Raw genomic sequence first — 23924 nt, 5'->3', positions numbered from 1 at the left:
GGCGGCTTCGGCGGCGGCGGCGGTGGTTTCGGCGGCGGCGGCGGTGGCACCTTCGATGGCGGCGGTGCCTCGGGAGACTGGTGATGGACGGCTTCTTTTCCACCCTGCAGCGGCGCATCAGGCACTGGCGCGTGGGCGCCGAGCACGGCCGCACGCTGTTCCCCCAGGACGCACTGGACGCTTTCACCGACGCCATCGCGCAGGGTGAACAGACGCATCGCGGCGAGGTCCGCCTGATCGTCGAAACCGGTCTGCCCGGCCATGCGATCTGGGCCGGGCACACGGTGCGCGAGCGTGCCCTCGCCCTGTTTGCCGAGCACGGCATCTGGGACACCGAGGACAATTGCGGCGTGCTGCTGTACGTGAACCTGGCCGAGCACAAGGTCGAGATCGTGGCGGACCGCGCCATCAACCGCGTGGTGCCGCCGGACGGCTGGCAGGCCATCTGCCGCGAGCTCACCTCCGGCTTCGCTGGCGGACGCTACCGGGACAGCACGCTGGCGGCCATCGAGGCCATCCATGCGCTGCTGCGCCAGCACTTCCCCGCCACCGGCCCGCGCGCGAATGGCAACGAGCTGCCGGATGCGCCGCTGATGCTCTAGCGGCACAAAGCTGGAAAAACGCCCCACACTCGGTACAATCCGTGTTCGTCCATGGATACCGAAAGCACAACAGCATGAAACTCGCCAACAAAGTCGCGATCGTCACCGGCGCCACCCAGGGCATCGGCCTGGCCTGCGCCCAGCGCCTGGTCCAGGACGGCGCGCGCGTGCTGCTGGTCGACATCAAGCCGGAAGGCCAGGCCGCCGCCGAGGCACTGGGCGACAGCGCGCGCTTCTTCGCCTGCGACGTCAGCCAGAAATCGGACGTGGACGCCATGGTGGAGGCCGCAATCAGCGCCTTCGGCCGCATCGACATCCTGGTCAACAACGCGGGCGTGACCCACAAGGCCGAGTTCCTCGACTGCACCGAGGAAGACTTCGACCGCGTGCTGGCCATCAACCTCAAGGGCATGTTCCTGGTCGGCCAGGCCGTGGCCAGGCGCATGGTGGCGCAGCACTCTGGCGCCATCGTCAACATGTCCAGCGTGAATTCGGAACTGGTGATGACCAACCAGATTCCGTACAACGTCTCCAAGGGTGGCGTGAACCAGCTGACGCGCGTGATGGCACTGTCCCTGGCCCAGCACGGCATCCGCGTGAACGCGGTCGGCCCCGGCACCATCCTCACCGAGCTGGCCAAACAGGCCGTGCTCGCGTCCGCCGAGCAGCGCCACACCATCCTGGCGCGCACCCCGATCGGCCGTTGCGGCGAGCCGGAGGAAGTGGCCTCGGTGGTCGCCTTCCTGGCCAGCGACGACGCGTCCTACATGACGGGCCAGACGCTGTTCGTGGACGGCGGCCGCATGATCCTGAACTACACGGTGCCGGTCAGCGAATGAACGACAGCGCGAAGCCCAGCGGCACCAGCGCCCTGAATCACCTGGCGCTGGACGACCAGTTCTGCTTCGCGCTGTACTCGGCATCGCACGCGATGACCAAGACCTACAAGCCGCTGCTGGACAAGCTCGGCCTGACCTACCCGCAGTACCTGGTGATGCTGGTGCTGTGGGAACAGGACGGGATCCTGGTCAAGGACATCGGCGCGCGCCTGTTCCTGGATTCCGGCACCCTGACCCCGCTGCTCAAGCGGCTGGAAGGCAATGGCCTGGTGGCGCGCAACCGCGACCCCGGCGACGAGCGCCAGGTCCGCATCTCCCTCACCGCCGCCGGCCGCACCCTGCGCGAGCGGGCGCGCGACATTCCCAGCGCCGTGCTGTGCGCCAGCAAATCCGAGGTCGCCGCACTGGCACGCCTGCGGGATGAATTGTCGGCCATTCGCAACGACCTGTTCCGCTCGCTCGACGACTCCCACTGACGTGCGGCGCAGGCTGCGATCGGTCTCATAGCAATATTCAATTGTGTGCAATTTGATTGTGCGCTATAGTTCAGTCCATTGCAGCACCCACATCACCCTTTTCCAAGGAGCCTCACATGCAAGTCCTGTACACCGCACACGCCACCGCCACCGGGGGCCGCGAAGGCCGCGCGTCCTCCAGCGACGGCAAGCTGGACGTCACCCTCTCGACCCCGAAGGAACTGGGCGGCGCGGGCGGCAATGGCACCAATCCTGAGCAGATGTTCGCGGCCGGCTACTCAGCTTGTTTCATCGGCGCAATGAAATTCGTCGCCGGCCAGGCCAAGCAAGCCCTGCCGGCGGACACCACCGTGACCGGCGACGTCGGCATCGGCCCCAACGACCGCGGTGGCTTCGCCATCACCGCCAAGCTGAATGTGAACCTGCCGGGCATGGACCGCGCGGCGGCCGAACAGCTGGTGGAGCAGGCGCATCAGGTGTGCCCGTATTCGAACGCGACCCGCGGCAACGTGGACGTGCAGTTCAGCGTCACCGTCTGATTTTTGCTGTTCGGAATCTGGTTGAATCGTCTTGACGGAAACATATACGTTTTGTTTATGACCGACATCTGAACTCGTCATTGGACGCATATGTTTCCGTGCACCATAATGGCACCTGTCTCCACTATTCTCCTCCAAGAAATAGTTTTAAGCCCGCTCTCAAACGCGGGCTTTTTTTTTGTTCCCGATCCTCCCGCCGCGAGTTTGAGCCATGTCATAGCGGAGTCACATCGTATGCCTATACTTTGTCCTATCTGCTGTACACGCAACCGATATGCGCGATGGCAGTCAGGTGCGGCGACCTCCAGAGGCGGCGCACCGACCAGATTCCCCAGTAGCAACGCAGTGACTCTTGGCCCGATCTTGGGTTTTGCCCGCTCCAATGAGCGGGCATTTTTTTAACAAAGTCCCATGGTTGAGGGACGTGGACGGCAAGCAGACCGGCTTGTTTTGCGGTCAGGATGGCCTAAGATGAAGCGTTCCCCCCGCGTCCAAACTCATCCATTCGCAGACTCTCCCTGGAGCAAATTCATGACGCCGCCGGCATTGGAATCCCGCTTTCAGCCCCAGCCTCAGCACGCCAACCGCCGCCGTACCGGGCTCGTCCAGCACGCCCTGGTGCTCGACGAAATGGACCCCGCCCTCGCCATCGACCGCGGCGACGACGACAGCGTGCCCCTCGAGCTGCTGACCTTCGGCGGGGTGCGCGAGCTCTGCCCGGAATGTAAAACGCCGTCCCTGAAGCTTGTCCTGCGCCAGAAAACGGTGCGGCTGGCGCACCTTTTTTGTGCGGATTGCGGCCGCTGTTTTGACGCCCATTACAGCAACGGCGTGAGCGCGCTGACGATCTGAGCGGGCAGCCTCAGCGGAGCGTGGTATCGTTCCGGCTTTTGCCGCATCCGCTGCCCCCATGACTGCCCAGATCCGCGCTCTCCTGCTCGACCCCGTCCACCGCCAGCTGCGCCTGCGCGGCGCGTTTCTCCTGTTCGCCATCATCGTGATCGGCGGCTCGATTCCCGGAGCGCGGGCGGAAATGGGACAGGTGGCGTCCGGCTATGTGCTGCACTCGACGGCGTATGCGGTGATCGCCTTTCTGCTCGTGACCGGCATGCAGGGACTGCTCGGCGGACGCGCGGTGCGGGCGGTGCTGACCGTGGCGGCCATGGGCGCGGTCGACGAGTTCGTGCAGAGCTTCTTCCCCTACCGCCATGCCGACGTGCGCGACTGGATGGTCGACGTGACGGCGGCGCTGGTGGCCTCCCTTCTCCTCTATCTGCTCCTCCCGAAGCGCAAGCACTGACAGCGCAGACCTTGATCTGCCTCAGAGGATCGCTCTGAGGCGGGAACGTCCTCCCCTCATCGAGCTCTCATGCCCACGATGGCCGGTCACGGCCCGCAGGGAGCACATCATGAGATTAGGAAAACCGACGCTTGCGCTGGGCTGGCTCCTGGCTGGCTGTGCGGGGGGCGGTTCGGGTGCGCGCCGGCGGGATCCATTCCACGGCAACAAGGAGGAACATGATGAAAACAGCACATTCAATCGGGCTGCTGGCCTGCGCGCTCGCGCTGGCGGCGTGCAGCTCCACCGGGACGAGCGACGAGATGTCCAGCGGCTCGCAGAGCGGGGCCAGCGGGGCTTCGGGCGACACGGGCAGTTCGCAAGGCGGGACGACCGGGTGGGACAAGGGGCAGCCGAGCGGGTCGAGCGGGACGAGTGGCTCCAGCAGTAGTGGGACCAGCGGCACCAGCGGGACCAGTGGCACCAGTGGCACCAGTGGCTCCAGCAGCAGCGGAATGACCGGCAGCAGCGGCATGGCCGGCAGTGGCAGCAGCGGCACCAGCAGCAGCAACGCCACCGACATGCGTGGCAACAGCGGCGGCATGGCATCGAGCCAAGGCATGGGGCAGCAAGGGATGGCGCAGTCCGGCGTGGTGGCGCGGATCGAGACCATGCTCAAGCCCAGCAATGCGCCGAGCACCGGCAGCAGCAGCTACGGCAGCAGCGGATCGGGCAGCATGGGGAGCAGCGGCAGCATGGGGAGTTCCAACACGGTCTACCGCGTGACGCTGCTGATGAATGACGGTTCTGCCCGCGAGATCATCCAGGAAGAGCCGCCCCGTTTCCGCATCGGGGATCAGGTCTCCGTGATGGGCAGCACGATCCGCAGCCGTTAACCGCGCGCACAGTCGTTCACGCAGCTGCCGCGCAGCCGCGCACGGTGCGGATAGAGCCGCGCCTGCGGTGAAGCGCAGCCATGCGCGGCTCAAGCGTCGCGAGCGCGCGCGACCGCGGGAGGTGCGCTCCTGGACCGTGCGTTCTGGGCCCGTGCACTCCTGGCCGGTGCGCTCCTGGCCGGGGCGTTCTCGGCCGGTGCGTTCTTGGCCGGTGCGTTCTTGGCCGGTGCACTCCCAGCCGGTGAATCCCCTGCGGTCACTCGCAGCGTCAATAAACGCGCTCGACTGAATAGCCGCGCTGGGCGAGCAGTTGCGGGAGGCCGTCGTCGCCAAGCAGGTGCAGCAGGCCGACGCCGACGAAACTGGTCTCGCCCGCCCGCATGATGCGCTCGATACCCGCCGCCATCTCGGGATTGCGCTGGCCCAGCAGCACGCGCCGCGTGAAGGCGGACGCCACCGAATCACCCTGCGTGGCCTCGCGCCAGGCTCCATCCTGCGCGGCGGCGTCGCCGGCGAACCACGCGTCCAGCAGTTGCCGCGACTTGCGCAGGGAGCTGCCGTCCTCCAGGTCGGCCAGCGTCTCGCGCAGGTAGTCTTCGGCCGCCTGTTCGCTCATGCTGTCGAACAGCCCGAGCTGCAGCTCCGCGCTCTCCAGCTCGGCGACGCGGCTGCCTTGGCGCTGCGCCTGCGCCAGCAGAAAGAATTCCAGTCCGTCGCTGCGCTTGAAGCCATCCTTTTCCAGCTCCGCCCCCGCCAGCAGGTTGGCCAGCAGCCACGGCTTCAGATGGGACACGTTCTCGAACTCATAGCCCCGGGCCCGCAAGGCCGGAATCAGCCTGGCCAAGGTGTCCGCCCGCAGATGCTGGCGCACAGTCTGCCCGGCGGGATACACGCCATGCCGCGCCAGCGCCCGCTCGAACGGCGCCTGCGCGCGCGTATCGAGCTCAAGAACCAGCGTGCGCGACTCCAGCAGCGCCCGCGTCGCTTCCACCGGCAAGGGGTAGAAATCCGGCCGTCCCACGTGCACGGTGCCGAACAGGTAGCTCGTATGTCCGTCCCGGCTCACGCGAAACAGCGCCCCGCGCCGCGCGGCTGGCGTTGACGCCAGCTGGGCAGCCGAATGCACCGCGCTGACCGCCGTGCCTGTCGCAACCGGATCCGCCGCGCCCGCATGTCCGGCCGCGCCGAGCGCGAGCACGCCCGTGAGACCGCGAATTGCTCGCGCCAGCCGCCGCCATACCCCCTGCCCCGCCTTCATGCCCCGCCCCCAGTTCAGAATCCCTGTCTGAACTGTACGGCTGAGAAATGCCATCTGGCAACAGCCAGCAGAGTGAGTGTGCACTCATGGCCAAACCGGCATGCTCAACAAGCAACGCCGGCCAAACGCCGCCGGCGACCGCCCCACAAAAAGAAAGCGGGCCCGCAGGCCCGCCCTCTGGAATCAAGCAGCGATCAGCCAATCACGACGCCGGCTTCCCCACATACGCCGCCGACTTCCCAGCGGACGCCGCAGCAGCAGCGACCGGTACCGCATCGGACGACCCCGTGTGATGCGCCCCCTCGCCGACCGGCAGCGAATTCACGTTGCCGCCACTGTGCGCCAGGTCCACGCCGCCTTCCGGCTGCAGGAAGCGCGCCGCATTGCGCGCCGGCTCCGTCGAACTCATCAGTTGATGCATGCTGTTCGCCGTCTTGTTCCACGACGTGTTGCTGACCACCTCGCGCATGCGTGCCCGCATCGCGGCCTTCTCGTCGTCCGACATCGCCAGCGCCCGCTCGCAGGCCGCGATGAACTCCTGCGGATCATGCGCGATGGCCACGATGTCGCCATACGGCTTGACCACGTCCGTGATCGGCGTCGACACGATCGGCAGCTGCGCCGCCATGTATTCCAGCACCTTGGTCGGGCTGATGAACTTGGTCGATTCGTTCAGCGCGAACGGCATCAGGCACACGTCCCAGCCGGCCAGGAACTGCGGCAACTCCGCATACGAGCGCTGCCCCATGTAGTGCACGTTCGGGCGCTGCGGCAGCGAGGCCGGATCGATCTTGACGACCGGCCCCACCAGCACGATCTGCCATTCGGGATGCGCATCGGCCATCGCCTCCACGATGGACGGGTCGAAGCGCTCGTCGATCACCCCGTAGAAGCCCAGGCGCGGATGCGGAACGTTATCGTGCTCGGCATGGCTGCTGGCACGGTCCAGCGACTTCTCGAAGTGCGCCACGTCCACGCTGCTCGGGAAGCAGTGCGCGCTGTGGTGGCGCTCCTTCTTGGCCTCGTACAGCGAGGGGCCGCCGGTGAACACCAGGTCGGCCACCTTCAGCAGCGCGCTCTCGCGCTGCAGCAACTGCTTCGGCGAATTCTTGAACGCAGCCAGTTCGTCCATGCAATCGTAGATCACCAGGCCGGCGTGCAGTTCCGGCAGCAGCGGCAGGGCCATCGGCGTGTAGAACCACGCGATCGGGTCTTCGTCTTCCGGGACGATCTGGGCCAGCAGCGGACGCAGCAGCGGGATCTGATCGTCATGGAAGCCGTGCGCGTGCACGGGCGTATGCGGCTGATAGATGGTGATGTTGTCGCCGGCGTCGATCTGCTTCAGGAACGGCTCGCCGTCGTGGTAGATGGGTTCCTCGACCACCAGCACGCGGTAGTTCTGTGCGAGACGGGTCAGGAGATGCTGGGGACGCTGGAACACGAAGTCCCAGCGCAGGTGGCAAAACACGATCATTGTTGGCATAGGGTTTCCTTCTCGCCCTGGCGGGGGCAGTTTTTAGTTGATATGAAATGTGGTGGTGCGTGCGGTGCGCTACCCCTGCGAAGATTTTCCGTCGAAAGGCTCATTGCGTGTCGCCGCGTAGATTTGCGCCAAGGGGACCTTGGGCGTGCGGTCCGCGCGCAGCAGGCCATTGGCCTCCTGGAAGGTGTCCGCGAACTGCGTGTAGCAGAAGCCCGCGAACATCGTGCGCGTATTGACCACCGCCAGCATGCGCTGGTACACGTCGATGAAGCTCTCCGCGGTGTTGGCGCGCGAGTAGCCCCAGGTGATGTTCGGATCCGCATCCACGTCGTAGGCGATGCCGCCGAACTCCGTCAGCACGATCGGCTGGCCGCGGTGCGGGAAGCCATCGAGCGTCAGGATGCGCCCACCCGGACGGCGCTGGTCGAACAGCGTGCGGTGTTCGCTGCTCTCGTAGCGCTGCGACAGCCGTTCCGGGTCGCCGTCGTAGTCGTGGATGCCGAGGATGTCGGTGGCCGAGGCCTCCCACCCATCGTTGCCGATCACCGGCCGCGTCGCATCGAGCGTGCGCGTGTAGTGGTACAGCGCCTCGACCGCGTTGCGGTGCGCCTGGGTCAGCGTCAGGTTCGGCACACCCCACGATTCGTTGAACGCCACCCACACGATGATGCTCGGGTGGCTGTAGTCGCGTTCAATGGCTTCGGTCCATTCCTTCACCATGCGCGTGATGGCTTTCGGCGAGAAGCGGTAGGCCGAGGGCATCTCCTCCCACACCAGCAGGCCCAGTTTGTCGGCCCAGTACAGGTAGCGCGGGTCTTCGATCTTCTGGTGTTTGCGCACCCCATTGAAGCCCATCGCCTTGGTCAGTTCGATGTCGCGCTTCAGGTGCTGGTCCGAGGGCGCGGTCATGAAGCTCTCCGGCCAGTAGCCCTGGTCCAGCACCAGGCGCAGGAAGTACGGGCGGCCATTGAGCATCAGCCGGTCGCGGTTGATGGAAAACGAGCGCAGCGCGGTGTAGCTGCGGATCTGGTCGAGGATGCGGTCCCCGTGGCGCAGCGTGATTTCCGCGTCCAGCAGCTTGGGCTGCTCGGGACTCCACAGCAGCTCATTGCGCGAATCGTCTATGCCGGGGTCGGACAGCGCGATCTTGCGGTTCGCCTCGTGTCCCAGCAGCTTGTAGTAGTCGTCCGCCAGCAGTTCCTCGCCATTCCAGATCTTCACCTCGACGAACAGGTCGTCGTCGATGTCGCCGGTGGCGATCACCTCGCAGCCGATCTCGAAGGTTTCGAACAGCGGCGTCCAGCGCAGCGTTTGCACATAGGTGCTGGCCACCTGTTCCACCCACACGGTCTGCCAGATGCCTGTGGTGCGCGGGTACCAGATCGAGTGCGGTTCCCGCAGCCAGTCCTGCTTCCCGCGCGGTTTGGCCAGGTCGGCCGGGTTGTCCTCGACGTAGACGGTGACCACCTGCTGGCCCTCGGTCCGCATCGCGCTCGTGATGTCGGCCGTGAAGGAGGTGTGCCCGCCTTCGTGCTCGCACACCAGCATGCCGTTGACCCACACGCGGCAGAAGTAGTCGACCGCGCCGAAGTGCAGCAGCGTGCGGCCATCGTGCGGCGCGAGCTCGAATTCGCGCTCGTACCAGCAATGCGTGTGGAAGCCCTGGTCCGCGATGCCCGACATTTCCGTCTCCGGTGCGAACGGCACCTCGATTTGGTGCGTCCACTGCGGACAGTCTTGCGGCACCTTGCAAGTGCGCGCCTCGTCGAACGAGAACTTCCACTTGCCGTTCAGGTTCAGCCAGTTCTTGCGCACCAGCTGCGGCCGCGGATATTCGAATTGATTCATGCGTTCCCCTGTCTGTCCTTTTACTTGTGTGAGAGTTCGGGAATCAGCACTCTGCCCTTGCGATGGCCCGCGTTGTAGCGCTCCAGCGCGGCCTGCGCGGCCGCTTGCGCCCTGCCCTTCTCGCACAAGGCCACGCAGGCGCCGCCGAAGCCGGCCCCGGTCAGGCGCGCGCCGTACACGCCATCCTGCTCGCGGAGGCGGGCCGTGATCACGTCCAGCTCCTCGATCGAAACCTGGTAATCGTCGCGCAGGCTGAAATGCGATTCGTTCATCAGCTCCCCGAAGCGCTGCGCCGACACGCCACGCGTGGCTTCCAGCACGCGCAGGTTCTCGCGCACCACGTGACGCGCGCGCTCGCGCAGCGGCGAGGGCAGCTTCTCGACCGCGTCTGGATCGGTCACGTCGCGCAGCGCCTGCACGCCGAGCAGGCGCGCGGCCTCGTTGCATTCGGAACGGCGCTCGTTGTACTTGGACCCAGCCAGCTTGCGCGGCACGCCGGTGTCCATCACGATGATCTCCGCGCCCGGCGGCAGCGGCAGCACGCGGTGCTCCAGCGAGCGCGCGTCGATGAACAGCATGTGCTCTTCGTCAGCCAGGCTGGATGCCATCTGGTCCATGATCCCGCACTGCACCTTGGCGTAGCGGATCTCGGCCTGCTGTGCCATCTGCGCCAGCAGCACATCGTCCACCTGGGCGCCGGTCAGCTCGCGCAGCGCGCGCAGCATCGCCACCTCCAGCGCGGCGGACGAGGACAAGCCCGAGCCCACCGGCAGCGTGGTGTGCGTGTACACCCGCAGCGGCGGCACCTCGACCTTGTGCTCCTCCATCAGGCGGATGCAGCCCTCGATATAGCTGCCGAAGCCCTGCGGCGCGTGGTGCTGGCGCTGGAAGGTCACCGTTTCGTCCAGCACGTCCGCATAAAAATGAAAGTGGTCGTCGCCCGAGGGCGCGATCGCCACCGTGGTGCGCTGGGGCGTGGCCACCGGCAGCATGAAGCCGTCGTTGTAGTCGGTGTGCTCGCCCAGCAGGTTGACGCGGCCCGGCGCCGAGGCATGCACGGCGGGCGCGCCGTCGAAGAACTGTTCAAGGCTGATCATGCGTCCTCCCGGTTCTCAAGTGCTCAAGCATCGACATTGACCTGCACTTCGCGCAGCTGGGCCGCGGTGGCCTCCGGCAGCACGTCCATGGCGAACATCCCGGCCGCCAGCTCGGTGCCGGCCAGGTACTTCAGGCGTTCCTTGGACCGGTACGGCGGCCAGAACACGGCGTGCAGCTGCGTCTCCGGATGCTCCTGCCCATCGGTGGGCGCCTGGTACCACGCCATCAGGTACGGGAAGGGGCGCTGCCACAGGCCTTCGTATTTCATGAGCACCGTCTTCAGCGCGCGCGCCAGGTCGGCCCGCGCCGCGTCGGACAAGGCACCAAAGGACGGCGTCGGCGCCTTCAGCGTCACCCACACTTCGTAGGGATAGCGCGCGCAGGGCGGCACGAAGGCCACCGCGTGCTCGCCTTCGTACAGCAGGCGTTCCTGAGTCGCGATCTCCGCGCGCACCATGGACACCAGCAGGTTCTCGCCATGCTGCTGGTAGTGCTGGAGCTCCTGCTCCAGCATGCGCGCCGGCACCTGCGGGATGAACGGGTAGGCGTAGATCTGGCCGTGCGGATGGTGCAGCGTCACGCCCACTTCGGCGCCGCGGTTCTCGAACGGCAGCACGTACTGGATCGTCGGGTTTTCGGAGGCGATGCGCCGGGTGCGGTCGGCCCACACCTGCAGCAGCAGCTCGATGCGCGCCAGCGGCAGTTCCGCCAGCGCCGCCTTCGGGTCCTGCGTGAACACCACCACTTCGCACTTGCCGTTGCCCGGCTCCGTGCGCACATCCAGGCTCGGTGGATCGTGCGCCTCGCCGGTCAGGGTCGGAAAGCGGTTGTCGAACACCGCCACCTCATAGTCGCCTTCCGGCAGCTCGGTGGGATTGGACGGATCCTTCATCGGCGCCAGCGGGTTGTACTCGGGCGGCGGCTGGAAGGTGCGGTTCTGGCGGTAGGCCGCATACGCCACCCACTCGCCGCGCATGGGGTGCCAGCGCAGGTGCGGATTGGCGCCCTGCGGATCCTGGAATGGGCTCGGTGCGCTCATCCCCTCGGCGTTGGAAATGGGCCTGGTGCTGTACAGCGTCAGGCTGCGCCCATCGGGCTTTTTCAGGTCAAGGCTGTGCATGGGAGTCGCGTCGTGTCGTGGAGAAATACACTGAAAAACAGGCCCGAGTGGACCGGACAAACGATCCTAGCATTCTGTTTTTTGCTGCGTTTCTGACAATCCATTTACGCGCTGCAACTTTTTACTATCGGTTACATGACAGCAGGAATGCGGTGTAACGATTCCTCTCGTATCGATAGGCCATGCGGGAAAACGGACCTGCGAAATGTAACCTAACGTAGGCGTGGACCTACAGGGTCGCTAGAATTTTTCGCAGTAAAAAAGCGACAGAGGACTACAACGTGCGCGCCGGGCCACAGGTCGTGGCCCGGCGGTTTTTTGCGGCGCGGGAATTACTTGGCGAGCTCGACCAAAACGGCCGTGTACATCTCGAGATTGAGCAGCAGTTGCTTGAGCGTGATGAATTCATGCTCGGAGTGGCCGGTGTACACCGTGCCCGGCATCGCGGGACCAAAACTGACCGCATTCGGGAATAGGCGCGAATTGGTGCCGCCGCCGATGGCCACCGGTTTCGCGTTCTTCGCGCCGGTGAAGTAGGAGAACACGCCGAGCAGGGTCGGGATCTGCGGCGCGTCCTTCTGCAGCCACGGGTCGGACAGGAACACCTGCAGCTTCGCGTTGGCGGCGGCGTGGGCGCCCTGCCACTGCGCGAAGTCGGTGTCGATCTCGGACTTCAGCTGCTGCTGCGTCTTGCCCTGCGGGCGGCGCACATTGATGCCCAGTTCCAGCGCGCCGTCCTTCTCCTTGATCACGGTCGGCGCAAAGGTCATCGGGCCCATGAAGCCGTCCTTGTAGGCGATCTTGCCCCACTTTTCGCCGTAGTAGCCGGTGCCGACCATGTCGTTGATGAAGGTGGCCAAGTTGGCCGCCTGGGTGGCGGGCCACTCGCGTACCTTCAACGCATCGGCCAGCATGGCGATGGCGTTGATGCCGTCCTCCGGCTTCGACGAATGGGCCGACACGCCCTTGGCCTTGACAGTCAGGGTGCCGCCTTCGCGGGTAAAGGTGTACTGCATGCCCTTCTGCTGTGCGGCGCGCGCGCGGATCGCGCTTTCAATCTCCGGCGTCGCGTTGGCGATGGTGGCCTGCGCGTCTTCGGGAATCTGGCTGCCGAAGAAGCCGCCGCGGAAGGTGGTGATGGACGGCGCATCGGCCACCGTCGCCGCCGGCGGGAAGGTGACGCCCACCATGCCGTAGCCTTTCTCGGCCGTCACCACCGGGTACTCGGAATCGAGCGTGATGTTCACCTGCGGCGGCGTGTGGCTCTTGAGGTAGGCCTCCAGCGGCCCCCAGTCCGATTCCTCCGCCATGTACACATACAGTTCGATGCGCTTGGTGAGCGGCACGCCCTGGTCCTTGATCGCCTTCATCGCATACAGCGCGGTGGCGATCGGGCCCTTGTCATCTTCGCTGCCGCGCGCCAGCAAGCGTCCGGCCTCGCTGGTGCGATCGAGTTCGAACGGAGACTTCTTCCACTTCGCCGGGTCGACCGGCTGCACGTCGCCGTGCGTGATCACGCCCACGCGCTCGGTGCCGCTGCCGTAGCCGATGCGCAGCACGTAGCCTTCGTCCGCATAGTCGAAGCCCAGGCGCGCAGCTTCCGCCTTCAGCGTGTTCTTGAAGCCCACGACCTGCGGGTTGGTCTCGAACGGCACTTTCGGATCGGCGACGGTGTTGAAGCTGACCAGCTTCGCCAGCGTGTCGACGATATCGTTGCGGTAGGTGCTGACGGCGTACTTGGCCGCCTTCACGGCAGCGGGACCCGGCGTCGCTTGTGACGTCGCCGGAGCCGCGCCAGCCAGCAGCGGCAGCGCAACCGCGGTGGCGGCTGCGAGCTTGGGCAGGATGTGCATGATGTCTCTTTCTGGTTGTTGTCGAACAGGGGAGCAAAGCAGAATATCATTCCTTTTTGAACCCTGCTGACGAGGACCTCATCATGACCGACCGCCGCCTCGCGCGCGCCCACTCCGCCTACCGCGACGACATCGCCGATCTCGTCACACGCCGCCCCGTACCGGGACCTGGCATCGACCAGCTCGACCCGTTCCTGTTTCTGAACCATCATGGTCCGCAAACCTACGGGCCCAATAACCGCGGGCTGCCTTTCGGCCCGCACCCGCACCGCGGGTTCGAAACCGTCACCTTCATCATCGAAGGTTCGCTCACCCACCAGGACAGCGCAGGCCACGCGAGCATCATCCGCGCCGGTGGCGTGCAGTGGATGACGGCAGGACGCGGCATCATCCACGCCGAGATCTCGCCGCCCGACTTCCTGCAGACCGGCGGCCCGTTGGAAATCCTGCAGCTGTGGGTGAACCTGCCTTCGGCACTCAAGATGACCGCGCCCGCCTACACCGGCCTGCAGCGCGACCAGATTCCGGTGATCGAACGGGATGGCGCCAGCGTGCACCTGAGCGCCGGCACGCTTGATGGCGTCAGCGGCCCGGTGCAGTCCCTGACCGGCATGTTCATGTCGACGGTGGAGCTGCACGCTGGCGGCACGGTGCGTTTCGACGGCCTCGCCGGGCGAGCGGTATTCCTGTACGTGGTGCGCGGCGAAGTGGAGATCGGCGCGGGTGGTGAACCAGTCCAGCAGTTCCATCTCGCGGAACTCACCGATGGCGATGCAGTGGAACTCAGCTCCCGCACTGGCGCGCTGCTCCTGTTCGGCCACGGCGCACCGCTCCGCGAGCCGGTGGTTGCGCATGGCCCCTTCGTGATGAACACGCGGGCCGAGATCATGGAAGCGATCAGCGACTACCAGGCCGGTCGCTTCGGTCCTCCAATGTGACGACGTCGATGCCGTGGTTGATGCGCGCCATGACGGACTGCGGCACATCCTTGCTGCACACGATATAGCGCGTCTGCCCCGGCGGCATGTCGGGGAACTGCACCGGCACCGCGCCCCGCACTGTCGGCTCGTGCGTGCGGGCCCAGTCCCAGTCATGGCGGTCGATCAGCGTGAACGAAGCGCGGCCGGCCATCACCATCGTCAGCAGCGAGATAGGGCCAACAGTCCGGCGCAGCACGTGGGTGCGGCCCGCCTCCACCATCGCATCCACTTGCGCGCCGTAGGAGGCACCATCGATCATCGCAATCGACATGGCCGGGTCACCCAGCAGGCTGGCGAATGACTCGTGGGCCCGCACCGCCTTGGCCGTGCGCGGCCCGGCCAGCACCAGCTGCGGCGGATCCACATAAAACGGCACGCTGAACTGCGCCATGCGTTCGCGCTCGGGCAGGCGGTACCAGCCGATGGAGCAGTAGTTGCGAACCGCGTTGTCGAAGTTGGCCCAGATGCGCTTGACCGGTTCGCGCACAAAGCGCGCCGGCACGTTGGCGACGTTGAAGGCCTTGCGCGCGCGTTCGAGCAGGAAGCCCTTCTCCTTGCCGGCCTCCATGTAGTGGTAAGGCGGCTTGTCGCGCCAGGCCACCGTCAACGGCTCTTCCGCCGCACGCGCCGCGCCAAACGGCAGTGCCAGCGCAGCCACCGCGGCGGCGATCCTGGAAAGAAGGACAACATGAGCAATCGGCATGAACTCATCATAATCCGCGTCCCGCCAAAAGTCACTGGCCGTGCGCCGCCGCTGCGGAGCGCCGTCTATCATGGGGTACATGAAAACGATTCCCCTTGTTGAAACCACGCGCGGCGGCACGGTCGAAAACGTCCACTTCGGATCCGTCGCGGTCGTGGACCATGAGGGCCGCCTGCTGTGGTCCGCGGGCGACCCCGACTACCTCACCTTCACCCGCTCCGCGCTCAAGCCCTTCCAGGCCTTGCCCTTCGTGCTGGACGACGGTCCCGACAAGCTGGGCCTCACGGAACGCGAGCTGGCCATCATGTGCGCCAGCCACTCGGGCGAACAGGTACACGTGGACACCGTGCGCGGCATCCTGGAAAAGATCGGTGCGGACGAGAGCGACCTTGAATGCGGCTGCCAGGTCCCGCTCTACTACGACTTCCTGCACCTGCGTCCACCGGCAGATGTGGAATGGACGCCGGTGCAGCACAACTGCTCCGGCAAGCACTCCGGCTTCCTCGCCTGGTGCCGCCTGCACGGCATGCAGACGCGCGGCTACACCGATCCGCTGCATCCGCTGCAGCAGCAGGTGCGCGCGCGGCTGGCCGACACCTTGGGCGTCTCCGAGTCCGCCCTCCCCGGCGGCATCGACGGCTGCTCCGCGCCCAACTACGCCATGCCGCTGGCCCGGCTCGCGCATCTGTATGCGCGGCTCGCACAGGGCGCGCGCGATCCGCAGTGGGGCTTCGCGCTGGGTGACCTGTGCGGCGCCATGCTGCGCCATCCGGAGCTAGTGTCCGGCACCGCGCGCACGGACCTGATGTACACGCAGGCCGGTGCTGGAGATTGGGTGTGCAAGGTGGGCGCCGATGCGGTGCAGGCGATCGGCATCACGTCCGAAAAGATCGGCATCGCGGTGAAGATCGCCGATGGCGCGCCGCGGGCCCTGCATGTGGCGGTGGTGAGTGTACTGGACCAGCTTGGCCTGCTCGATGGCGAGCGCGCCCGTGTGGTGGAGAGCTACCGGCAGCCGGCGCTGAAGAACTGGCGCGGCCTGGCCGTGGGCGAGATCCGCCCCGTGTTCAGGCTTGCGCGCGCCGGGTCTTGACCGGCGCGCACCTCACCCACAATGCTTACTGGTCGGCGGCGGCGACGACCAGGTCGTTCGACAGGCCCTTGGTGGCCTCGTCGAACACGATCTTGATGTTGGCATCGCGTCCCACCAGCGTGTTCGCGGACAGTGCCACCAGCTCAGCCTTGCCTTGGGAATCGATCTCGGCGTACATCCGCTTGCCGGTCTGCGTCAGGCGCAGCACGTGGCCGTCGGACAGGTTGTAAGTGCCCTTGATGGCATCCTGCTCGTTGGGCTGCATGGCGTAGCGGCTCATGGCCGCGGCCTTGATCTGCACCTGGCTCGCCGACGCGGCAGCGGTGGTGTAGGCAGCGGCTGCCGAACCGCCTTCGGCGTGAGCGGCAGTAGCGAAGGTGGCGGCGGCGGCGATGAAGGCGATAGCAAATTTGCGCATGATATTTTCCCGTTTGGTGAGGTTAGAAAATATCGTCATGGGGTTTGTAAGTGCATGACGAATGGTGTCACTGTATCCATCGCCCCGGCAGCGCGCATCGGGTTTACGACCGGCTGCCGAAAATGCGGAATGAGCTGCAAAAAATGCGGTGCCAGCCCGGATATGCATGCGCGTGCGCAGCGGTATAGAATCCACCGGCCGTACCTCATCCATCCACCGAGACAGATGCATACAAGCCCATGACCATCCGCCGCGAATTCCTGCTTCAAGCTCCCCTCGGCCTGCTGGCCGTCGCCACCGCCACGCGCGCCGCCGCGCAAGGACAGGCGGCCACACCAGCACCGGGCACGCCGCCCAACCCGGCCACCGCCGGCGCCCCGCCGACCTTCGGCACCATGCCCGCGGTCGGTCCGGAGGTGACGGCCACCACCTTCGCGGAAGCGGAGAAGCTGATGCAGGTGGCGCTCACGCCGGCCCAGCGCGCGATGGCGGCGCAGAGCTGGCGCACGTCCATGGCCGGGATGCTCGAACGCCGCAGCGGACCGCGCAAGCTGAAGATCGAAGACAGCGTGGCCCCGGCCACCACCTGGTTCCCGGCCTCCATTGGAGGCAGCCAGGGCACGCCCACCCGCGACCGCTTCGTGCTCGCGCAGACGTCCGCGCGCCCGCTGCCGTCCAAAGACGAAGACATCGCATATGCATCCGTCACCGACCTGGCGCAGTGGATCCAGTCGCGCAAGCTGACCAGCGAACGGCTGACCGATATTTACCTGGCCCGCATCGAACAGCTCGACCCGCGCCTGCGCAGCGTGATCACGCTCACGCGCGAGCACGCCCTCACCCGCGCGCGCCAGGCCGATCGCGAGATCGCGACCGGCAAATACCGCGGCGCCCTGCACGGGATTCCGTATGGCGTGAAGGACCTGCTGGACACCAAAGGTATCCGCACCACCTGGGGCGCGGACTTCTACCGCGACCGCGTGCCGGCCGAGGACTCGGTGGTGGTACAGCGTTTGAATGCGGCCGGTGCGGTGCTGCTGGCGAAACTGAGCCTCGGTGCGCTCGCCCTGAACGACATCTGGTTCGGCGGCCAGACCATGAACCCATGGCTGCCGGAAGAAGGCGCGTCCGGCTCCTCGGCCGGCCCGGGTGCGGCGACGGCCGCCGCCTTGGTCGCGTTCTCGATCGGCAGCGAGACTGGCGGCAGCATCGTCAGCCCGGCCATGCGCTGCGGCGTGACCGGCCTGCGGCCGACCTATGGCCGGGTGCCGCGCACTGGCGCGATGACGCTGTCCTGGACCCTGGACAAGCTGGGCCCCATGACGCGCACCGTTGAAGACGCCATGCTGGTGCTGCGCGCCATTGGCGGTCCGGATGCGGGCGACACCGCGAGCGTGCCCGCGCATCTGGACTACGACGGCAGCGCGCCCGTCAAAGGGCTGAAGGTCGGCTACTTCGCCAACTGGATGAAGGAAGCCCCGGCCACGGACGTGGACCGCGCGGCGCTGGACGCGCTCACGAAACTCGGCCTCGTACCGACGCCCGTTACGTTGCCGGACTGGCCCTACCAGTCCCTGAACACGATCATCTTTGCGGAAGGTGCCGCGGCGTTTGAAGAGATGGCGCTCGACGGCCGCCTCGATCAGCTCAAGGTACAGGTGCCGGACGCCTGGCCCAACCTGTTCCGCGAGTCGCGCTTCCTGTCGGCGGTGGACTTCGTGCAGGCTGACCGCATGCGCCGCAAGGTGGCGCAGGAGATGGCGCGCATCTTCAAGCAGGTGGACCTGCTGCTGGTGCCCTCGCTGCGGGACGAGATGCTGACCATCTCCAACCACACCGGCCATCCGTCGCTGACGCTGCGCACCGGCTTCGTGGAAGTGGGCGAGGCGCGCAGCGACTGGGCGCCGAATCCGGCCCAGCCGCTGCCCAAGTTCTCGCCGCCGCGCCGGGTGCCGCACGGCGTGACCCTGATCGGCCGCCTGTTCGACGAAGGCACCATCGCCCGCGTGGGCGTGGCGCTGGAGCGTGCATCCGGCGTGGCGGGCGAGCGCCCGCCGGGGTTCTAGGGGCGCCGCCGCCCGCTCTATTAAGCAGCGCAGCGCCAGCGGGTGCGCACCACGGCGGTGGCGCCGCCGTGGGTGGCGGGCGCGCCGCCCCGCTTACCGCGCGCGGCGGCGCGACAGCAGGTAGTAGCCGAGGCCCACCACCGCCGCCGTGACCGCAGCCTTCTTCACCAGCCCTTGCGGGTTGTGCTTGAGCTCCGCCTTGATGCCCATCTCGCCGAGCACATTCGGTACCCGCCCGTGCATCAGGTCCTCGCCGATGCCCTCCACCATGTCGACCCGGTCCGCCACGAGCAGCAGCAGCCAGTGGCGGATGTCGTTCTCCGTCATCTTGTAGGCCGCCGCCCGCATGATGCCGGACAGGCCTTTCGGTGGCTGCCTGGTGCCGAACACCGGCGTCATGCCCGGCCGCTCCGGCGAGTGGAACACCCGCACCGTCATCGGCTGTTCTTCCGGCCGGTCCCAGTGCACGTTCTCCAGGCGCGGCGGGGTCCGCTCCATCGGCACCGCGGGGCGGTTCTTGCGGTCCAGGTCCACACCCCAGCCCTGGATGTGCGACATGTCGCGCGCCAGCCCCGCGCTGCGCTGGTTGCGCGCGAGGAGTGTTTGCGTATCTTCCGTGACGTCGTTCTGGCGGACGACATCGGTACGTGGTTGCATGGTCATGGTCGCTTTCCTTTCAACTTTCAATGCAGCGCGGGGTTCACGAGGTGCGCACCCGGCGGCACCAGCACCGGCTTGATGCAGTTATCCAGCTTGCTGGAGAAGATGTGATACGCGTCCGACACCTCTTCCAGCGGAATGCGGTGGGTGATGATGTCCTTCGGGCTGATGATCCCCGACTGGATATGTTCGATGAGGCGCGGCAGGTGGCGCTTGACCGAGGCCTGGTTCATGCGCAGGGTCAGGCCCTTGTTGATCGCATTCCCGATCGGGACGAAGTTGAAGGTTGGCCCGTACACGCCGACGATCGACACTGTGCCGCCCTTGCGCACGCAGTTGATGGCCCAGAACAGCGCGGTCGCCGACCCGGCCTGCATCATCATGTAGCGGCCCGTCAGCGACTGCATCGCGCTGCCCGAGGCTTCGCAGCCGACGCAGTCGATGCACACGTCCGCGCCCAGCCAGTCCGTCATCTTCTTGATGTGAACCGCCATGTCGCGCACGTCCTTGAAGTTCACGATCTCGCACTGCGCATAGTTCTTCACGAACTCCAGCCGGTACTCGATGTGGTCCACCACGATGACGCGCCCCGCGCCCATCATCCACGCCGACTTCGCCGCAAAGATGCCGACCGGCCCCGCGCCGAAGATCACCACCGTGTCGCCCTGCTTGATATCGCCCATCTCCGCGGCCTGGTAGCCGGTCGGGAAGGCATCGGTCAGCAGCACCGCGTCATCCACGTCAATGTCCTTCGGGATCACCGTCGGTCCCACGTCCGCCATCGGCACGCGTACGTATTCGGCCTGGCCGCCGTCGTAGCCGCCGGTGGTGTGCGAGTAGCCGTAGATCCCGCCCACCGCGGTCGCTTCCGGATTCACGTTGTGGCAGTTGGAGTACAGCTCCTTCTGGCAGAAATAACAGGACCCGCAGAAGATATTGAAGGGCACCAGCACATGGTCGCCCACCTTCAGGTTCTGCACCGAGGACCCGGTCTCCACCACCACGCCCGTGAACTCGTGGCCGAAGGTGTGGCCGATGCGCGTGTCCGGCACCAGGCCGTGGTACAGGTGCAGGTCCGAGCCGCAGATGCAGGAGCGCGTCACACGCACGATCGCATCGTTGGGGTGCTCGATCACCGGGTCCGGCTTGTGTGCGGCGCGGACGCGGTAAGGTCCTCTATAGTTCATTGCCAGCATAGGTTTCTCCTTGGGTCCGTTAAACTCATGTGAGTGCCAAGCTAACAAATCGAGGAGAACTATGACGCCCGTTTCCTGCGGCACATTGGTCATCAATGACGAGGGGAAAATCCTGCTCTGCCATGTCACGCACACGCGCCACTGGGACATTCCGAAAGGCATGCAGGACGAGGGCGAAACCACGCTGGAGGCGGCGCGCCGCGAGCTGTTCGAGGAGGCGGGACTGGGCTTTGACGAGGACCGGTTCCAGGATCTCGGGACGTTCGACTACCGGCGCGACAAGCGCCTGCACCTGTACCGCGTGGACGTGGGCGCGGACCTGTGCACGCTGGACCATTTGAACTGCACCAGCATGTTCCCGCACCGCGTGACCGGCAAGCCGACGCCGGAAGTGGATGGCTACCAGTGGTGCACGCGCGACGACATCCGCACCCTGTGCTGGCCGCGCATGGGGCAGCTGCTGCTGTCGCTGGACTGGTAGTCCCGTCTATTCCGGCGCGCGCAGGCCGTCGATCAGCGCGGACAGCTGGGTCGCCGCGACCGGTTTGACCAGGTGCGCGCAGAAGCCCGCGGCCTGCGAGCGTTCTCGGTCCGACTCCTGCCCGTAGCCGGACAAGGCGACGAAGCGCGTCTGCGCGAAGCTGGGGCGGCGCGCCAGCTCCTGCGCCAGTTCGTAGCCGTCCATGCCCGGCAGGCCGATGTCGAGGATCGCGATCTCGGGGACGTAGCTCGCCGGCAGCTTGAGCGCCGCCGCCGGATCGGGCAGCGCCACCACCGCATGGCCGCTCAGCTCCAGCAGCGCCGTCATGGCCTCCAGCACGTCCGGGTTGTCGTCCACCAGCAGCACGCTGCAGCCATCCTGGCTGGCTTCCGCCGCCTGCGCCAGTTGCGGGTCGGCCCGCCCCCCGCTGCCGCGCTCCTCGCTCAAGGGCACGCGCACTTCGAAGCAGCTACCCTTCCCTTCGCCCTCGCTGAACGCCGTCACCGAGCCGCCGTGCAGCTGCACGATGCTCTTGACGATGGCCAGGCCCAGACCGAGGCCGCCGCGCGAGCGGTCCAGCGCCTGGCGCTCCTGCACGAACTTGTCGAACATGGACGGCAGGGTGTCCGGGTCGATGCCGATGCCGTTGTCCTCCACCTGCACCACCGCTTCGTGGCCCGACGTCCACACGCGCACCGTGATGCTGCCGCCCACGTTGGTGTACTTGGCCGCGTTGGTGAGCAGGTTGGAGAGCACCTGCGTGAAGCGCATCGGATCGGCGTTGATGAAGATGCCGGTGTTGGGCACGTCCAGCCGCAGGCGGTGGCGGCGCTCTTCCAGCAGCGGGCTCACGGTCTCCACGGCCTGCGCCACGAGGCGCGAGAGCTCCGTGCGTTCCGGCCGCAGTTCGATCTTGCCGCGCGCGATGCGGGCCACGTCCAGCAGGTCATCCACCAGCCGCACCAGGTGCTGCGCCTGGCGTTCGATGATGGCGTGCTCCTTCTCGGCGCCAGTCACGCCCTTCAGCCGCATCAGCTCCAGCGCGATCAGGATCGGCGAGAGCGGGTTGCGCAGCTCGTGGCCCAGCATGGCCAGGAATTCGTCCTTGGCGCGGTTGGCCACCTCGGCGTCCATGCGTGCCTGGGCCAGCTCGGTCACCTCGAAGATCACGGCGGCGATGCCTTCCACCTCCCCCTCCGCATCATGCAAGGGCTGGTAGACGAAGTCGAAGTACGCATCTTCCAGGATCCCGTTGCGCGCCACCTTGTAGTGAATAGAGTGGCCGACGAAGGGTTCGCCGGTGGTCCACACGCGATCGAGCAGCGACACATAGTCCTGGTCGAAGGATTCCGGCAGCGCCGCGCGGATCGGCAATCCGACCACATCGCGGCCACCGATCAGCTGCAGGTAGCGGTCATTCACACTGTCGAACACATGCTCCGGCCCGCGCATGATCGCGATGGCGGCCGGCGCTTCCTGGAACACACGCCGCAAGCGGTCGCCGTGCGCGCGTTCCACCGCCCGGATGCGCGCGCGCAGGAGCAGCGATTCCACGCGCGTGGTCAGCTCGCGCGCCGAAAACGGCTTGACCAGGTATTCGTCCGCGCCCGCGTTCAGGCCTTCGATGCGGGCCTCCTCGCCGGCGCGCGCGGACAGCAGCACCACGGGCACGTCCCGCAGGCGCGGGTCGGCGCGCAGCTGGGCGATCAGGCCGAAGCCGTCCAGCACCGGCATCATCACGTCGGACAGGATCAGGTCCGGCCGTTCGCGGCGCGCCTCGACCAGCGCGAGCTGGCCGTTGGCCACCGCGGTCACGGGCCAGCGCTGGCCGAGCAGGCGCACCAGGTAGTCGCGCATGTCGGCGTTGTCGTCGGCGACCAGGATACGCGGAGCCGCCAGCGGCCCCGCCACCTGGGACGCGCTGGCATCGGAGGTGGCAGAGTGGCTAGCGTCATGCTGCGTGCCGTGCTGCGCTTCGTACACCGGATCGGGCGCGATGCCGGGCAGCCAGCGCTGGGCCTCGCCGGTGAAGGTCTCGATGGCGCGCTGGCTGGGGGCCACGCGGCCGCTGTCCAGCACCTGCTCCTCGCGCAGGTGCGCGCGGCCGAGCGGGATCGTGACCGTGAACCGGGTGCCCACGCCGGGGGTACTGTCAGCGTCGATCCGGCCACCGTGCAGCTCCACGAGATCGCGCACCAGCGCCAGTCCGATGCCCGAACCCTCATGCGTGCGGGCGCGCGAGCCCTCCACCCGCTGGAAGCGCTCGAATACGCGCGGCAGCTGGCGCGGGTCGATGCCGACGCCGGTGTCGGTGACGGTGAGCGCCGCGGCCTCGCCATCCTGGCGCAGCTCCACCGCGATCCGGCCTTCGAAGGTGAACTTGAAGGCGTTGGACAGCAGGTTGAGGACAATCTTCTCCCACATCGACACGTCCACGTAGGCAGCCGGCTCCAGCGGAGCGCAGCGCACGTCCAGTTCCAGGCCCGCGCTTTCCACCACCGAACGGAAGGCACTGGCCAGGTCCGCGGTGAGTGCCGGCAGGTCCACTTCCACGAACGAGGCGTGCATGCGGCCCGCCTGCACACGCGAGAAATCGAGCAGCGTGTTGACCAGCTTTTGCAGGCGCAGGGCGTTGCGCTGCACCAGCTTCAGGCGCTCGTACTGCACCGGCGCGAGCGGGGTGGTGGCATCACCCAGCGCGTCCTCGATGGGGCCGAGCATCAGCGTGAGCGGGGTGCGGAATTCGTGGCTGACGTTGCTGAAGAAGGCGGTCTTGGCGCGGTCCAGTTCCGCCAGCATGTCGGCACGGCGGCGCTGTTCCTCGACCGCCATCGCGGTCTGCATCGCGGCGGCGACCTGGCCCGCGACCAGTTCGAAGAAAGTGCGGTATTCGCTGTCCAGCGGACGCACCGGCGACAGGCCGGCCACCAGCACCCCGATCGGGCGCTCGCGGCCCGGCATGGTCAGGGGCAGGCACAGGGCGCGCTCCACCGGTTGCTGCGCGAGGCCCGGCGGCACGCCGGGCAGGCCGGCAAC

At 66.7% G+C, this 23924-nt stretch carries 23 protein-coding genes; 11 read left to right on the top strand and 12 right to left on the bottom strand.

What is annotated here, in order from left to right; genetic code table 11:
- Nucleotides 1-83 precede the first annotated feature (83 nt).
- The 6 genes from E4L96_RS15345 (at nt 84) to E4L96_RS15320 (ending at nt 3756) form a co-directional block, all read left to right on the top strand.
- Nucleotides 84-602, top strand: a complete 519-nt coding sequence (locus E4L96_RS15345; protein WP_135208096.1) for a TPM domain-containing protein — start codon at nt 84-86, stop codon at nt 600-602.
- Between the two features lie 74 nt (nt 603-676).
- Nucleotides 677-1441, top strand: a complete 765-nt coding sequence (locus tag E4L96_RS15340; protein ID WP_135208095.1) for an SDR family NAD(P)-dependent oxidoreductase — start codon at nt 677-679, stop codon at nt 1439-1441.
- The gene (locus E4L96_RS15335; RefSeq protein WP_135208094.1) at nt 1438-1917 is read left to right on the top strand and encodes a MarR family winged helix-turn-helix transcriptional regulator; all 480 of its coding nucleotides are present in this window, start codon (nt 1438-1440) and stop codon (nt 1915-1917) included. Before E4L96_RS15340 ends, E4L96_RS15335 begins: the two co-directional genes overlap by 4 nt.
- Nucleotides 1918-2033: 116 nt before the next feature.
- On the top strand, nt 2034-2456 hold the full coding sequence (locus E4L96_RS15330) for an organic hydroperoxide resistance protein (protein WP_135208093.1): 423 nt from the start codon (nt 2034-2036) through the stop codon (nt 2454-2456).
- Between the two features lie 531 nt (nt 2457-2987).
- Nucleotides 2988-3308, top strand: coding sequence for a hypothetical protein (locus E4L96_RS15325; protein WP_135208092.1), 321 nt, complete (start codon nt 2988-2990; stop codon nt 3306-3308).
- A 58-nt stretch (nt 3309-3366) separates the two neighbouring features.
- The gene (locus tag E4L96_RS15320; RefSeq protein ID WP_135208091.1) at nt 3367-3756 is read left to right on the top strand and encodes a VanZ family protein; all 390 of its coding nucleotides are present in this window, start codon (nt 3367-3369) and stop codon (nt 3754-3756) included.
- Nucleotides 3757-3871: 115 nt separating this feature from the next.
- Here E4L96_RS15320 and E4L96_RS15315 read toward each other — a convergent pair whose 3' ends face one another.
- A complete protein-coding gene (locus tag E4L96_RS15315) occupies nt 3872-4339 on the bottom strand; it encodes a hypothetical protein (RefSeq protein ID WP_167758705.1) in 468 nt (155 codons plus the stop codon).
- Here E4L96_RS15315 and E4L96_RS15310 point away from each other — a divergent pair.
- Complete coding sequence (locus tag E4L96_RS15310) at nt 4338-4631, top strand: hypothetical protein (RefSeq protein WP_167758704.1); 294 nt, start codon at nt 4338-4340, stop codon at nt 4629-4631. The genes E4L96_RS15315 and E4L96_RS15310 overlap by 2 nt on opposite strands.
- A 268-nt stretch (nt 4632-4899) precedes the next feature.
- Here E4L96_RS15310 and E4L96_RS15300 read toward each other — a convergent pair whose 3' ends face one another.
- The 6 genes from E4L96_RS15300 to E4L96_RS15275 form a co-directional block, all read right to left on the bottom strand.
- A complete protein-coding gene (locus tag E4L96_RS15300; RefSeq protein WP_135208088.1) occupies nt 4900-5889 on the bottom strand; it encodes a TraB/GumN family protein in 990 nt (329 codons plus the stop codon).
- Between the two features lie 202 nt (nt 5890-6091).
- Nucleotides 6092-7372: a glycosyltransferase gene (locus tag E4L96_RS15295; protein WP_135208087.1), complete on the bottom strand. Its 1281-nt coding sequence runs from the start codon at nt 7370-7372 to the stop codon at nt 6092-6094.
- Between the two features lie 69 nt (nt 7373-7441).
- A complete protein-coding gene (locus E4L96_RS15290; protein WP_135208086.1) occupies nt 7442-9220 on the bottom strand; it encodes a glycoside hydrolase family 2 protein in 1779 nt (592 codons plus the stop codon).
- Nucleotides 9221-9240: 20 nt separating this feature from the next.
- On the bottom strand, nt 9241-10317 hold the full coding sequence (gene galK / locus E4L96_RS15285) for a galactokinase (RefSeq protein WP_135208085.1): 1077 nt from the start codon (nt 10315-10317) through the stop codon (nt 9241-9243).
- 23 nt (nt 10318-10340) lie between these two features.
- Nucleotides 10341-11438: a galactose-1-phosphate uridylyltransferase gene (gene galT / locus E4L96_RS15280; protein WP_135208084.1), complete on the bottom strand. Its 1098-nt coding sequence runs from the start codon at nt 11436-11438 to the stop codon at nt 10341-10343.
- Between the two features lie 332 nt (nt 11439-11770).
- Nucleotides 11771-13291: a dipeptidase gene (locus tag E4L96_RS15275; protein WP_135208083.1), complete on the bottom strand. Its 1521-nt coding sequence runs from the start codon at nt 13289-13291 to the stop codon at nt 11771-11773.
- A gap of 83 nt (nt 13292-13374) precedes the next feature.
- Between E4L96_RS15275 and E4L96_RS15270 the strand changes: the two genes are divergently transcribed.
- Nucleotides 13375-14229: a pirin family protein gene (locus E4L96_RS15270; protein WP_135208082.1), complete on the top strand. Its 855-nt coding sequence runs from the start codon at nt 13375-13377 to the stop codon at nt 14227-14229.
- On the opposite strand, the gene E4L96_RS15265 is transcribed toward E4L96_RS15270, so the two are convergent.
- Complete coding sequence (locus tag E4L96_RS15265) at nt 14189-14974, bottom strand: transporter substrate-binding domain-containing protein (protein ID WP_135208081.1); 786 nt, start codon at nt 14972-14974, stop codon at nt 14189-14191. The two genes, E4L96_RS15270 and E4L96_RS15265, sit on opposite strands and share 41 nt — an antisense overlap.
- Before the next feature lie 79 nt (nt 14975-15053).
- Here E4L96_RS15265 and E4L96_RS15260 point away from each other — a divergent pair, with 79 nt between their 5' ends.
- Complete coding sequence (locus tag E4L96_RS15260) at nt 15054-16067, top strand: asparaginase (protein ID WP_135208080.1); 1014 nt, start codon at nt 15054-15056, stop codon at nt 16065-16067.
- 25 nt (nt 16068-16092) lie between these two features.
- On the opposite strand, the gene E4L96_RS15255 is transcribed toward E4L96_RS15260, so the two are convergent.
- Complete coding sequence (locus tag E4L96_RS15255; protein WP_135208079.1) at nt 16093-16485, bottom strand: hypothetical protein; 393 nt, start codon at nt 16483-16485, stop codon at nt 16093-16095.
- A gap of 239 nt (nt 16486-16724) precedes the next feature.
- Here E4L96_RS15255 and E4L96_RS15250 point away from each other — a divergent pair, with 239 nt between their 5' ends.
- Nucleotides 16725-18551 carry an amidase gene (locus tag E4L96_RS15250; protein ID WP_135208078.1) on the top strand — a complete coding sequence of 609 codons (1827 nt, stop codon included), beginning with the start codon at nt 16725-16727 and terminating at the stop codon, nt 18549-18551.
- A 93-nt stretch (nt 18552-18644) separates the two neighbouring features.
- Here E4L96_RS15250 and E4L96_RS15245 read toward each other — a convergent pair whose 3' ends face one another.
- Nucleotides 18645-19214: a hypothetical protein gene (locus tag E4L96_RS15245; RefSeq protein WP_307721647.1), complete on the bottom strand. Its 570-nt coding sequence runs from the start codon at nt 19212-19214 to the stop codon at nt 18645-18647.
- A gap of 20 nt (nt 19215-19234) precedes the next feature.
- Nucleotides 19235-20407: a zinc-dependent alcohol dehydrogenase gene (locus E4L96_RS15240; protein ID WP_135208077.1), complete on the bottom strand. Its 1173-nt coding sequence runs from the start codon at nt 20405-20407 to the stop codon at nt 19235-19237.
- A 61-nt stretch (nt 20408-20468) separates the two neighbouring features.
- Here E4L96_RS15240 and E4L96_RS15235 point away from each other — a divergent pair, with 61 nt between their 5' ends.
- Nucleotides 20469-20888, top strand: coding sequence for an NUDIX hydrolase (locus E4L96_RS15235; protein WP_135208076.1), 420 nt, complete (start codon nt 20469-20471; stop codon nt 20886-20888).
- 6 nt (nt 20889-20894) lie between these two features.
- Here the strand turns inward: E4L96_RS15235 and E4L96_RS15230 are convergent.
- A partial coding sequence (locus E4L96_RS15230; RefSeq protein ID WP_135208075.1) for an ATP-binding protein occupies nt 20895-23924 on the bottom strand: 3030 nt, incomplete at its 5' end.

The sequence above is a fragment of the Zemynaea arenosa genome (genome assembly GCF_004614185.1).
GTDB classification, from domain to species: domain Bacteria; phylum Pseudomonadota; class Gammaproteobacteria; order Burkholderiales; family Burkholderiaceae_D; genus Telluria; species Telluria arenosa.
Note: the sequence above shows the minus strand (reverse complement) of the source record. Positions and strands in the feature narration are given on the sequence as shown.

Bases quoted from the DNA above. Each gene is read 5' to 3' on its own strand.
- E4L96_RS15250 (WP_135208078.1), top strand. From the start codon at position 16,725: ATGACCATCCGCCGCGAATTCCTGCTTCAAGCTCCCCTCGGCCTGCTG.
- E4L96_RS15245 (WP_307721647.1), bottom strand. From the start codon at position 19,214: ATGACCATGCAACCACGTACCGATGTCGTCCGCCAGAACGACGTCACG.
- E4L96_RS15255 (WP_135208079.1), bottom strand. From the start codon at position 16,485: ATGCGCAAATTTGCTATCGCCTTCATCGCCGCCGCCGCCACCTTCGCT.
- E4L96_RS15290 (WP_135208086.1), bottom strand. From the start codon at position 9,220: ATGAATCAATTCGAATATCCGCGGCCGCAGCTGGTGCGCAAGAACTGG.
- E4L96_RS15345 (WP_135208096.1), top strand. From the start codon at position 84: ATGGACGGCTTCTTTTCCACCCTGCAGCGGCGCATCAGGCACTGGCGC.
- E4L96_RS15295 (WP_135208087.1), bottom strand. From the start codon at position 7,372: ATGCCAACAATGATCGTGTTTTGCCACCTGCGCTGGGACTTCGTGTTC.
- E4L96_RS15340 (WP_135208095.1), top strand. From the start codon at position 677: ATGAAACTCGCCAACAAAGTCGCGATCGTCACCGGCGCCACCCAGGGC.
- E4L96_RS15315 (WP_167758705.1), bottom strand. From the start codon at position 4,339: ATGCCGCCGCTGTTGCCACGCATGTCGGTGGCGTTGCTGCTGCTGGTG.
- E4L96_RS15310 (WP_167758704.1), top strand. From the start codon at position 4,338: ATGGCATCGAGCCAAGGCATGGGGCAGCAAGGGATGGCGCAGTCCGGC.
- E4L96_RS15235 (WP_135208076.1), top strand. From the start codon at position 20,469: ATGACGCCCGTTTCCTGCGGCACATTGGTCATCAATGACGAGGGGAAA.
- E4L96_RS15300 (WP_135208088.1), bottom strand. From the start codon at position 5,889: ATGAAGGCGGGGCAGGGGGTATGGCGGCGGCTGGCGCGAGCAATTCGC.
- E4L96_RS15275 (WP_135208083.1), bottom strand. From the start codon at position 13,291: ATGCACATCCTGCCCAAGCTCGCAGCCGCCACCGCGGTTGCGCTGCCG.
- E4L96_RS15330 (WP_135208093.1), top strand. From the start codon at position 2,034: ATGCAAGTCCTGTACACCGCACACGCCACCGCCACCGGGGGCCGCGAA.
- E4L96_RS15260 (WP_135208080.1), top strand. From the start codon at position 15,054: ATGAAAACGATTCCCCTTGTTGAAACCACGCGCGGCGGCACGGTCGAA.
- galT (WP_135208084.1), bottom strand. From the start codon at position 11,438: ATGCACAGCCTTGACCTGAAAAAGCCCGATGGGCGCAGCCTGACGCTG.
- E4L96_RS15270 (WP_135208082.1), top strand. From the start codon at position 13,375: ATGACCGACCGCCGCCTCGCGCGCGCCCACTCCGCCTACCGCGACGAC.
- E4L96_RS15325 (WP_135208092.1), top strand. From the start codon at position 2,988: ATGACGCCGCCGGCATTGGAATCCCGCTTTCAGCCCCAGCCTCAGCAC.
- E4L96_RS15240 (WP_135208077.1), bottom strand. From the start codon at position 20,407: ATGCTGGCAATGAACTATAGAGGACCTTACCGCGTCCGCGCCGCACAC.
- E4L96_RS15320 (WP_135208091.1), top strand. From the start codon at position 3,367: ATGACTGCCCAGATCCGCGCTCTCCTGCTCGACCCCGTCCACCGCCAG.
- E4L96_RS15335 (WP_135208094.1), top strand. From the start codon at position 1,438: ATGAACGACAGCGCGAAGCCCAGCGGCACCAGCGCCCTGAATCACCTG.
- galK (WP_135208085.1), bottom strand. From the start codon at position 10,317: ATGATCAGCCTTGAACAGTTCTTCGACGGCGCGCCCGCCGTGCATGCC.
- E4L96_RS15265 (WP_135208081.1), bottom strand. From the start codon at position 14,974: ATGCCGATTGCTCATGTTGTCCTTCTTTCCAGGATCGCCGCCGCGGTG.